An 11,633-nucleotide genomic window follows, 5' to 3' on the forward strand; every position below is an offset into this window, starting at 1 on the left:
GTTGCTATATACAGGCAACTCGTCTACGTCAACCTTCACGGCAATAGCTACAGCTATCCTATCGAATTGTATTCCAATGTAGGAAAGTACCCAGCGAGGGAAATTTTGAAAAAGTTCGAGCGCAGGGTTTTGGCGGTTGAAACCGCAGACCATGGAAGCGGCGAAGCCTCGACCTCACTCCCGATTGCCTACTCCCCACTGCTACTGACTTGAGTCATCGTTGAAGCCAACTCTCGATAGCGACGCGGATCCCCCTCTGCTAAGACCAACCGCTCTTGTCCTTTGCGCTCGTAGAGTTTGTCGAGAATCATCTGCCAATCGGTTGCGGTGAGTGGCGACGGTTGGTCTGTGTGGTCCGATTGCGCCATTGGCTCAGTTTGCAGTTGTTGTTGTGCCAGAGAGGCACGAGCCCGCACCGCCCAACTGTCATCATTTGCAACCAGTTGCTCTAGTTGAGATTGAATTTGCGATCGCCACTCTGGATAGGTCGTCCGCACCGCATTTGCCAGTGCCTCTAACCCAACTACGGCTGAATAGCGCACGATCCACTCGTCGTCCTGTTGCGCGACAAACAGCAATGCTTCCAGGGCTTCTTCCTGGGCAATTTCCAGCAATTCCTCTGGAAACCAGTGCCACTTCATCATGCCCAAACCCTTAGCCGCAGCACGCCGCACACTCAGCGCAAAGTCAGCGGTCGCAGCTCCCAACAAGGTCACCAATCCTCTCGGATCACCGATGCCAGCCAATGCCCGAATTGCCCACGCTCTGGCGGTGTAGTTGTGTAGATCCAGTTGCTCCAGCAGCGCAGGAACGGCAGGTTCGCCCAGATGAATCAGCCCATCTACCGCCGCGACAGCGGCTCCCGGATTGTTGTAACCCAGGGCAGCAATTAGCGTTGGAATGGCTCCTTCGTGCCGACTGGCTGCCAAATTTTGAACCGCTTCGGCGAGGCGACTGGAAGAATCTGCTTTTTCGACCGCTTGAATCAGAGAGGAAAGTTGATCCGACATGGGGAGGAAGATCCGTCTGTTCTAACCCCTATATTTTCTCGTGTTTTGCTACAACAAGTCATCCATCAGGGTCATAACTTTCACCGCTCCCTCTGAAAGTTCAGGCAATTGTGTTTGCTGAAGTTGCTTTTCCAGCAATCCCTTCAGAGAAATGAGTTTGAGGCTATTTTCTGCCAGAGTTTGAGCGATCGCCTCTGCGGCAGGCAAGTAACCAATCGCCCCCAAATCCGCCAGCACTGCCCGTCGTAGTTGCAGGTCTGGGTGGGTGAGAGCCTGCACTAAGCGATCGCCATAGTGATTTGCTTCAGCATGAGGCGAAAGCTGGTACATCGCTCGCGCCGCCGAATAACGAATGCGGGGGATGGCGTGATCAAGAAATGGCAGGATATCGGCAATAGCATCCATCGCTCCCAACGTACCCAACGCTTCTAAAATGGCGTCAAAGGGTTGAGCCAGTTGGGGGGGTTCTGGCGCGGGCAACGTTCCGGGCACCTGATCCTTCAACAGTTCCACCAGTCGGGAAATAGCAGCCTTGTCGCCTAACATCTCTAGTGACTGCGCTGCCGCCTCCCGGACGTAGAAATCAGAACAACTGAGCGACTCAATCAACGCTGGAATAGCACGGCGATCGCCCAACTTTCCCAGCGCTCGTGCCGCATTGCGCCGCAGGGGATAGCCGCCCGCTTTCGTGCGATCATCCTCATCATTCAGAGCCGCAATCAACACATCGATCGCCTCTGGGGCATCCACTCGAAATCGACCAAGCCACCATGCCGCGTAGATCCGTAACCCCAGGTCTTCACCTTGCAAATTGGCGATCGCCTGTTCCACAGTCAGGGAACTGCTCTGGATATCTGATTCCTGATCCATACACGTCACTCAACAAAAGCTCATCCTCTACTTTATAAAGAAAGCAATACCCGGAGAGGGCAGCAACAACTAACGTCATTAGTCATTGCAACCCTCTCCGGGCAAACCTAACAAAAGACTAGCTCAATGCGTTGATGGCGTAGTCGATGTAGGAGTTTGCTTCAACAGCAGGGTCGCCGCTCAAGCCATGGTTTGCTTTGATGTACTTCAGAGCTTCCACGTACCAGCTAGGAGACAGGTCGAAGGTGCGGTTGATTTCAGCCAAACCACCGATCAGGTAGTCATCCATGGGACCAGTGCCACCCACAACGAGGCAGTAGGTGATCATCCGCAAGTAGTAGCCGATGTCACGCACGCACTTGTCCTTACCACGCTGATCTGCCGCGAAGTTAGGTCCTTGCATTTGAGTGGTGTAAGGAAACTTTTGGTATACCGCATTAGCAGCACCTTGAGTCAAGCTAGAAGCCTTCTCAGTCAAAGCTTTTGCAGCTTGCAAGCTAGCACTGGCTTGACGAAAACGACCGAAAGCAACCTGGATCTCAGTAGAGCTGAGGAAACGTCCTTGAGAATCAGCAGCAGCTACAGCTTCGGTTAGAGGGGTTTTCATTGTCAATAAATCTCCAAAATATTTTTGTTTTGTTCGTGAGTCTGGTAACTCCTTCCTGAGTCACCAGACTCAAATTAAAAAGAGGTCATGCGTAAGCTTATGCAACCGCAGCAGCAGCCTTATCGAAGTAGCTGCCCACTTCGCTCATCAAGCTAGCGCAGTCACCTTTGGTAACACCATTGGGGTCGCCAGCGATCGCCAGAGCGGCATCCTTCATCTTCTGCACACCAACTGCTACGGAACCACCAGGAACACCCAGTGCCAGGTAGGTTTCGCGCAAACCGTTGAGGCAGCGATCTTCCAGAACGCTAGCATCACCCGCGAAGATAGCGTAGGTGATATAGCGCAGGATGATTTCCATGTCGCGCAAGCAAGCAGCCATGCGACGGTTGGTGTAAGCGTTTCCACCAGGTGCAATCAATCCAGGCTGTTCTTCAAACAATGCGCGAGCAGCATTCGCTACGATCGCAGAAGAGTTACCCGTAATCCGGTTAACAACATCCATGCGCTTGTTGCCGTCTGCAACCATTGCGCTCAAGGCATCCAGTTGAGAAGCACTGAGATAATCGCCCCGTGCATCAGCCTGAGAAACCACTTTTGCAAATGCGTCGAACATAAACTTTAAATCTCCTAATGTGTTTAGTCGAGAATGGCTCAGGTCGCAACCAGACTAGGTTCAGCTCAGCCATCAATCTGCCCAGGCAGAACGAAACAGGCAAAACCAGTGGATACAGACCGATGAAATGTGTCCTCACTTACCCATGCAGGAAGCTTGGAAAATTTACATTTCTTAAAACGATAAAAGGACTTTACTCAAGCGAGATGACCAGAAACCTGCATCTGTCTTGCATGTCAGTTCCCTAACTTCTTTGTTTATACTATGTCGTTGAATCGTTGATTATTAAAAATTGCTAACGTCTGTTTCAAAGTAGGGCACTAAATCACCTGAGACACAGCAATTTTTAGGGGCAAATTGAGCCTTGCAATACCGAATTTAACGTGATTTGGGCGATCGGTGTACCTTGTTTGAGCACGTCAAATTTATTCTCTGAAATCTGAGCAGCAATTGTTAAGGAAGGTTACAAATCTGAGCCGATACCCCTTGGTGCTTCCTGATGGGGTTTCAACCGCCGCTATCGGAGCAAACCAACCTGCATCAGTTCGCCTCCTTTTGATTTCCGGTAGTCTGCAAGGGTAAACTTGGCTCCGGTAGCCGCGAATCTATTCGCCAGGCTCTTAAACCCAAATTATGTGATCAAGGCAGATGTCAGTAGGGGTGGTTTTAGCGGTTGACTAACGGCAACCTCAAGAACTGATCTGCCAAACCCGCCCTACAAGCATCCACATTTGCACTGGAAACCGTTTAAATCGGTATGACGTTAAATTAAACAGATTTGCTATTAAACCTGACTGTGTCCCCACAGTTCTGACGCAAAAAGAGGGGTATGGCAACACCATACCCCTATCACTTCAACAAATTAGGAGTTTCGGAACACGTTTTAATGACGCAGAGCTACACTCAATTCCTGACGTTGGCTCGAAGACAGGTTGGCAACGATCGCCTTAGCAGTCGTTACATCACTGGTTTTGAGCAGTTCTAATAAGTCGTTAGTCGAGAGGCTTTGAATTTCCTTGGAGGTCGTCTTAGGTGCAGTATTCAGAACCTCATTGACTTCAGGATGACGACACACTCCATTAGTGCAAGTCCATCCCAATTGCCGCCAATACATGGTTGGAATAGAGTTGCCCCGCTGACCAATGTGCTCCTCGTTCAGGAATTTTGACTCCAGGAAGGCTTCAGGCGATGGGTAGAAGTTATCCTTGCGAGGGTAGGGCACGGTAAAACAACCAAACGTCTTGCGATATTCTTCTGAATCCAAGATGGCTGTAATCAATCCATGCACCCCCTGCTTCGTCAGGATGGTGTTGTAGAACTTCATTTCCTGGTGGTCAGAAATGGCACGTCCCAAGAAGTGCTTGAAGCACACATCCATGAACTTGACATTGGAGAGGCTGTAATAAAACTGATTGAGGTAGATATCGGTGCAGGCAAATTGTTTTAGAAAGCGGCGCACACCAATCTTATCTTTCAAGAAATCTTTTTCTAACGAAGCAATAGTTTTCCGTTCTGATTCGTAGGGCTGTCGTTCCAGAACTTGACGATAAATCTGCGTCAAGGCAAATTGCCGTTCTTCTAAAGAAGAGTGCCGGTTGACCGTCACGGGTGTAAAGTCGAGCATCAAAAGTTCCTCTAAGCTTAAGGTGGAGATCTATCTCACCTGAGGACACCAGTCGGACATCGTAATCGCTGCCTCAGCGTGAGAAAAAGGTGGCGCACCCTCTTGGGGGAGATATCAATCCGTTAGGCTTATGGTCTCAGAATGCCCTTGGCTATCACAAAATGCGATCGCCAGCACAATTCTTTACACGGCAATTATTGGGGCAAATTGACTTTTGCCCCTGCCCTGAATCGGCACTAATCAAGTCTTACTCGCTGTCCAGCCTTTTTTCAGCAGTGCCAGGAAGGTTGCAATTCCCTTGGAAAACCCTTCTGGCTCAGGCAAGACGTATTCAGGAAACTCCTCATAGTGACGCCACGGCTCTAAGTCGTTATGGCGCAAATGCAAGACGCGATCGTCGCCCTCTAACTTCCAGAGCATTTGACCGCCGGTGGGAATATCAGCCATGAGGTTCTCCTCTTGAATAAGTAATAATACTCAGTAACAGTGATTTCTCTCAATTCTGCCAGTCTAGTTATTAAATTCTGTAAACTTTGCTACGTTAATTCTAGACAATTGCGTCGAATTGATATAGGAATAACTCCACTATAGACGCGCCTATTTCAGGACGCCATACTCTAGAGGGGTACTTCTTCAGCGGGAAAACTTTGGCAGCAAAATAAGGTTAACCTGAGTCTGGGATAAGGATCTTGGCGATTAAAACCACCGCTACAAGCGCAAAACCAACCTGCATCGGTTCGGCAAACCTTGATTTCCTATAGTTTGCGCAGGCGGACTTTGCTCCCATAGCCGCAATTGATTCGCCAGGTGTTTAACCCGAATTGACGTTAAGGTTATACCAATTTGAATTGGCTTCGCTGCACAGGATTTCGTAAGGGCGTTTCGCGAAACGCCCCTACCCAGTGATCCGCCACAATCAAACATTAAATCGGTATTAAAAATTGATTCGTCAAAACCCGCATCTTTTAGAGTCCGCGTCGCCAGACTTGGCTCTACAAATACCCAATAAAAAACAGGTGCAAGGCAACAAAAATGCCTCACACCCGGAAAGGTTTAGAACTGAGCTTAACCTTCAGACGTTTCTTGAGCCGTCAGAGGACGAATGTTAACAATTTTGCCTCCCAAACGAGTGATGCGACGCATCTCCTCATTCATACGGCGATAGGGAACTTGCAGTAGAATCGTGCTGCTATTCCGAACCGGGTAACTCTGATTTTGAGTTTGGTCGTTTTGCCGCAACCCTTCGACTTCATAGACAAAGATTCGATTGTCTGCACTGGAAACTGAGTTTCGCATCAAGGCGGACCCTAACATAGTGTTTTTTTCTCCTACTGATTAGGCTTTGGGTAATGATGGGAATGAATGCTTTGATGGATATAGCTTAGGATTGTGAATTTAATAAATCCGCAAACTGTACGGGCGGGTTTAGCAGACCTATCTGTGCCCTGTTATAGATTTGACAGCAAAACCCGCCCCTACCCAATACCGAACTTATTTAATTTCCATTCCTTAGGTCTACACTCCATCAAAACATTGCCTGTTTAAGACAATCAGGCTTGAATTAACTTGAACTTGACGGGCAGTTAAGCCCTAAACACGAGTTTGGGCTAAGGTTTGAGGGGATTAAGACCCATCAAAATTGTCCCAAAAACACTATTGTGCAAGGGTAATGCTGGCTACCTTACCACCCAATTTGTTGATTTGCTGGAGGGTATTGGAGAGTTGCTCGTAAGGAACAATAAATTCCTTATTGCTGCGACGCACTTTGGGATAGCGAGGCAGGTTGATGCCTGCGACTTCAATCCGATAGAGGCGATCGCTTGACCCTTGAGAGGAGCGACCAAAGGTGCGAGTCGGTGCAGTGCCCTGCTTAGCGGGTTGGTATGCAAACCCTTCACCCCCACCAGAGGGAGCAACGATCGCCGATGCACTGTTTTTAGCCAAATCGGTTGCCAGACGAGAGTTCGATCCTGCTAGCTGAGCGCGATCGCTATTAGCATAACCGCGATAGAGGCGGAACATGCGGGTGAAGCCCACGGTTCTCTGTCCTACGCCAGTGGTTACTAGATCGCGGTAGTAAGGCACGATCGCATCGCCAAATTTGACATCGTATTCTTCCGAGTCGATATAGGAATCGATGTCTGCTTCAAAGCCTTCGTTTTGATAGCGATCGAGGTGTTCGATCACTTCTGCTTCGTCATAGGGTGCCCGTCCCAACAGGTGCTTGAAGTTGAGTTCAATCACACGAGTTTGGAAGTGGGGATAGAGAAACTTTTTCTTATAAAGCTCAGATTTAGCAACGGCCCGAACAAAGTCCCGCACGGTCAATTGACCATTGGTTAACAGAGACTCCAACCCGGTGAGACGCTCGGACTCCATCAAGTAGTCATTGCCTAAGACCTGGCGATAGACCGCTCGAATCACTTGCTTAGCATCTTCCGGAGTCCAATTGGCACGCAATTCAATCGGACGTGCTTCACTAAAAGCCGTGGTTCCCAGACGAGAGGCTGCGGTGGTAATTGGCACGAAAACTCTCCTTATCTTCAGTACTATGCAAAATTTAGGTAGGGAGAGAGCGGGTGAAGAAGCTATAACGCTGCATCACCCCCTCACTCCCTGACTCCCAACTCATCTCAGGCAGGAGAGACATTGACGACTCGACTGCCACGTTGATTCAACCGTTGCAGAGTCGGTGTTAGTTGGTCGTAAGCAACGAGATACTCCCGAACACTGCGTCTGATTTGAGGGGAATTGCCCTGGTTAGCTTGGGTGACACGCACGCGATACAGTTGTCCGCGATCGCCCCCCACTGTACCCACCAGACCCCGACCATTGGAGGGGGTTTGAATCGGGCTTGCCGCATTACGGGCTAACTCTTGGGTTAACCAGGCAGACTTGTTTTTCCCTTGAGCGCGATCGCTATTGGCATATCCCCGGTAAATCTGAAACATACGGCTGAAGCCTACTGTTTTTTGACCCCGTTGCGTGGCAAAGCCCCGGTAATAGGGAACAATGGCTTCTCCAAAATTTGTTTCATATTCTAGAGAATCAATATAGGAATTGATTTCTGCCTCGTAGCCCTGTTGGGTATAGAGATCGACGTGGAAGGCAATCTCTGATTCATCGTAAGGAGCACGTCCCAACAGATGTTTATAATTCAACTCAATAAAGCGGACTTGAGGTGTCGAGTAAAAAAACTTTTGTCGATATAACTCTGATTGTGCAAGAGTTCGGACAAACTCTCGAATAGTAATATCACCTCGACGCAAAAGCGACTCTGCACTGGTTAAGCGTTCGCTTTGCATCAGGTGATCATTACCAAACACTTGTCGATAAGCAGCACGAATGGCGGCTTGAACATCCCCTTCTGTCCAGTTGGTTCGCAGTTCTACAGGGGCAGTTCCTACAAATGGCTCAATCCCTAACTGTCTGGCTGCTACACTCGTCATGACTTCTCCTCCATGTCGATGAAATTTCAACGAGAAAAAGCGTGCCCAGAACCCCAAAAACTGTCTATGCCGGAATCCAGCATTCACCAGCCTTCGTTGTTCTGGGCAAATCAGAAACCCTTAGCTCAGGGCGTTGATAGCGTAGTCGATGTAAGAGTTAGCTTCAACAGCAGGGTCACCACTCAAACCGTGGTTTGCTTTGATGTACTTCAGAGCTTCAACGTACCAGCTAGGAGATAGGTCGAAGGTGCGGTTGATTTCAGCCAAGCCGCTGATCAGGTAGTCATCAATAGGACCAGTACCACCAGCGATTAAGCAGTAAGTGACCATACGGATGTAGTAGCCGATGTCACGTACACACTTGCTCTTACCACGAGAGTCAGAAGCGTAGTTAGCACCTTGCATCTGAGTGGTGTAGGGGAACTTTTGATAGACTGCGTTAGCTGCACCTTCAGCCAGGCTTTGAGCTTTGCTGCTCAATGCTTTTGCTGCATCCAAGCTAGCTGCGGCTTGACGGAAGCGACCGAAAGCAACTTGGAGTTCGGTGGAGCTGAGAAACCGTCCTTGAGAATCGGCGGTTGCGACGGCTTCTGTTAAAGGGGTTTTCATGTGACTTATTCTCCCAACACGTGTACAAATTTAGACAGCAAATAATGAAAACGAACAAAACAATTCGAGCCAGCTAAGCCTTAGCCCACAGCTGCCGCAGCTTGATCAAAGTAGCTGCTAACTTCAGCCATCAGGGAGCTGCAATCACCACGGGTAACACCATTGGGATCGTTAGCGATCGCAATAGCGGCTTCTTTCATCTTTTGCACGCCAGTAGCAACGGAACCACCGGGAACGCCCAGTGCCAAGTAGGTTTCACGCAGACCATTGAGGCAGCGATCGTTGAGAACGCTAGCGTCACCCGCGAAGATGGCATAGGTCACGTAACGCAGGATGATTTCCATGTCGCGCAAGCAAGCAGCCATGCGACGGTTGGTGTAAGCATTTCCGCCCGGTTGAATCAACTGGGGTTGCTCTTCGAACAATGCACGAGCTGCATTAGCAACGATTGTGGATGCGTTGCCAGTAATGCGGTTAACAACATCCATGCGCTTGCTGCCATCAGATACGAGCTTTTTCAATGCATCGATTTCAGCATCGCTGACATAAGCACCACGGGTATCTGCTTGAGAGACTACTTTAGTAAAAGCGTCGAGCATTCCAGCATCTCCTAATAATTTTGAGATTATTGAGTACACATGGTTCTCAAAGCGTGACTGAATTGATTTACTCACCGTTAAGTGACCACTTTGACAGGCTAAAGGAGCAGATCAATTCGCCTTTAGTCAGGTTGATAAACTTGACCAAAGTTTAGGAAGAACTCCCAGCGAACTATCTGATTTCGATTAGTTATCAGTTAGTCAATCAATATTGTGAATACTCAAGACAGTCTTTCAAAATTCACAGTGCAGTCCAATCAAATCTGCTTTAGAAAATCTCAATTTTCAGAACAGATTTGCGATCGCCTTAAAGTTTTTTTACTATTCAAAGCGGTTTAGTCGGACTACTAAAACCAGTGAAATGGTATGCAATGAATTTTGAAAAAATTGAACCTTTGTTCATTAAAGAATCAATGGTTTCTGTGCTTTGTGAACTTGATTTTGATTAAAGCAACCTTAATGTGCAAATTTTGTGCAAATTTGCAGCGGGAATCTGAATAGTAAGTTACGAAATATTAAAGGATGCCTCTATCCCAGGTACGATACATATTTCGGCGGCGTTACGTTCCTGGTTTTTACGGTAACAACTGTTAACAAGTGTTACTTTAGTTTACATTTGTTCAATTATAGTACGCTCAAATCACCCACGAGATGGATGATGCTTACAAATCGCTTGGACTGGCGATAGGCAGTGCTTATATAAATGAGTAACTATACCTAAAAGGCTTTAGTTTACTAATCAGGTTTAGAGCGTGAAATGCTGACTCATTTCAGTGACTCGCAACGGGTCAGTCAATCAGAATTGTTTCAATTCTTAAGGTTTATTTTATGAGTTTGCCGCTCGAAAATTGGTATAGAGTGCTACACACAAAGCTAGAAACAAGCACGTGGGGGCTGCATCCCGTCTTAACTTCTGAGAGTACTGCTACACAACAATTTGCAGACCAATTTGATTGTGGCGGCTGAAACCATCAAAATCCTGGTGTTTCTGATCCAATCTATGAATTTCGTAGGGGCGTTTCGCGAAACGCCCCTACAACGGTGATTAGTTTTTGAGAATCATATCGGCACTCAGCAACGTCAAAATCCTTATCCCGAATTCACCAGGCTCGACGCAGTTATAGCAACCCTAAATGATTTGTGAAAGTGCCCGCCCGATGGGTGGGCACTTTCACAAATCACCTTTTTCACAAATCAGATAGGACTGCTATATACCAATCAAATGGGGGGATGCATCAAATCAGATACCCCCTTATAGCCCCCCTTGGTAAGGACGACAACAGCCAGGGGTTCAATAAAACACATCTTCATATAAAAACGGTATTAGATACCCCAAACCCTCTAAAAAAGGAGATTTCCAGAATTTCCTTCTTTTCAAGGCTACGGTAGCAACACAAGTCTTCACAGCCCCCTACATCCCCAAAAATGGATTCATGTTCTTCAGAGGTTGGTTCAAACCGTTACGTAATCAAACAACATGGTTGTCATATAACGCTCAGTCCACTCTGTACCAAAAGACTTTTCCAGGACTCGTCGCGTCTTGTCATTTTGTTGTTGTTTGGTGCAATAGTTTTGTTGCCCGACAAGCACATTTTTGATATCGGGCTGTGCTGTCAGCGGTGTTTCCGTTGTCGCGATTTGACAATGAAGTATCAGGAACTGACGCACTCGATTGAGAAACTGATCTTCCTCTTCAGTGTTCATCGGACGGATAAACAAACAAAATTCTGAGAAGATGTCGCCCCATTCCGGCAGAGCACGGGGCTGAGAAAAGTGTGGTTTGGGTAACTCGGATAACCCTTGGTGATAGCGATGGGGCAGGGTGCGATCGCGGCTGATAGGAGATAGATCGGCGATCGCCGCACTAATTCCTCCTCGCTGACTGCCAACCAAATCAGTCCCAAAGATAGGGATGGCGTATTCGGGCTTGGGAAACATGACACAGTGTAAGATATCAAGCCCATTACCCACCTGAGCCAGTTCTAAATGCAACTTGCGAAATTGGGGAGTTTGATAACAGTGGTTTTCGATCGTTAACCGTTCGCCTTCAAGACTGCCTTCGATATATCCCAGGTCTTCTGGTACGACATAGGGTGAGAGATCCAGATATTGGTGCCAAACCTCTTCGATACAATCCGCCAGTCGGTGAATCAGAGGATGTTGGTTATTTCTTATTGACCCTTGCATGGTGATAAATAGCTTTGATGAAGTGATTTGATGGAGTGATTTATAGGTGCTTCTAACTTCCC

12 protein-coding genes are annotated in these 11,633 nt (G+C 47.9%); all 12 read right to left on the bottom strand.

Annotation, left to right across the window (positions count from 1 at the left end):
- Positions 1-188: 188 nt before the first annotated feature.
- Positions 189-1,010 carry a HEAT repeat domain-containing protein gene (locus H6G89_RS28295; protein ID WP_190512977.1) on the bottom strand — a complete coding sequence of 274 codons (822 nt, stop codon included), beginning with the start codon at positions 1,008-1,010 and terminating at the stop codon, positions 189-191.
- Between the two features lie 48 nt (positions 1,011-1,058).
- Positions 1,059-1,880: a HEAT repeat domain-containing protein gene (locus H6G89_RS28300; RefSeq protein ID WP_190512978.1), complete on the bottom strand. Its 822-nt coding sequence runs from the start codon at positions 1,878-1,880 to the stop codon at positions 1,059-1,061.
- Positions 1,881-1,998: 118 nt separating this feature from the next.
- Positions 1,999-2,487 (bottom strand): phycocyanin subunit alpha, encoded by a 489-nt coding sequence (gene cpcA, locus H6G89_RS28305; protein ID WP_190512980.1) that lies wholly within the window; start codon positions 2,485-2,487, stop codon positions 1,999-2,001.
- A gap of 97 nt (positions 2,488-2,584) precedes the next feature.
- Complete coding sequence (locus H6G89_RS28310) at positions 2,585-3,103, bottom strand: phycocyanin subunit beta (RefSeq protein WP_190512982.1); 519 nt, start codon at positions 3,101-3,103, stop codon at positions 2,585-2,587.
- Between the two features lie 883 nt (positions 3,104-3,986).
- Positions 3,987-4,727, bottom strand: coding sequence for a phycobilisome rod-core linker polypeptide (locus tag H6G89_RS28315; RefSeq protein ID WP_190512984.1), 741 nt, complete (start codon positions 4,725-4,727; stop codon positions 3,987-3,989).
- Positions 4,728-4,967: 240 nt separating this feature from the next.
- Positions 4,968-5,174 (bottom strand): hypothetical protein, encoded by a 207-nt coding sequence (locus tag H6G89_RS28320; RefSeq protein ID WP_190512986.1) that lies wholly within the window; start codon positions 5,172-5,174, stop codon positions 4,968-4,970.
- A gap of 618 nt (positions 5,175-5,792) precedes the next feature.
- Positions 5,793-6,023, bottom strand: coding sequence for a phycobilisome linker polypeptide (locus tag H6G89_RS28325; RefSeq protein ID WP_242060160.1), 231 nt, complete (start codon positions 6,021-6,023; stop codon positions 5,793-5,795).
- Between the two features lie 357 nt (positions 6,024-6,380).
- Positions 6,381-7,253, bottom strand: coding sequence for a phycobilisome linker polypeptide (locus H6G89_RS28330; protein WP_190512991.1), 873 nt, complete (start codon positions 7,251-7,253; stop codon positions 6,381-6,383).
- Between the two features lie 107 nt (positions 7,254-7,360).
- Positions 7,361-8,176 (bottom strand): phycobilisome linker polypeptide, encoded by an 816-nt coding sequence (locus H6G89_RS28335; protein ID WP_190512993.1) that lies wholly within the window; start codon positions 8,174-8,176, stop codon positions 7,361-7,363.
- Between the two features lie 120 nt (positions 8,177-8,296).
- On the bottom strand, positions 8,297-8,785 hold the full coding sequence (cpcA, locus tag H6G89_RS28340; RefSeq protein ID WP_190512995.1) for a phycocyanin subunit alpha: 489 nt from the start codon (positions 8,783-8,785) through the stop codon (positions 8,297-8,299).
- A gap of 80 nt (positions 8,786-8,865) precedes the next feature.
- Positions 8,866-9,384, bottom strand: a complete 519-nt coding sequence (locus tag H6G89_RS28345; protein WP_190512997.1) for a phycocyanin subunit beta — start codon at positions 9,382-9,384, stop codon at positions 8,866-8,868.
- 1,452 nt (positions 9,385-10,836) lie between these two features.
- Positions 10,837-11,571 (bottom strand): phycocyanobilin:ferredoxin oxidoreductase, encoded by a 735-nt coding sequence (locus tag H6G89_RS28350; protein ID WP_190512999.1) that lies wholly within the window; start codon positions 11,569-11,571, stop codon positions 10,837-10,839.
- Between the last annotated feature and the right edge of the window lie 62 nt (positions 11,572-11,633).

The organism is Oscillatoria sp. FACHB-1407, assembly GCF_014697545.1.
In the GTDB taxonomy this organism is placed as follows: domain Bacteria; phylum Cyanobacteriota; class Cyanobacteriia; order Elainellales; family Elainellaceae; genus FACHB-1407.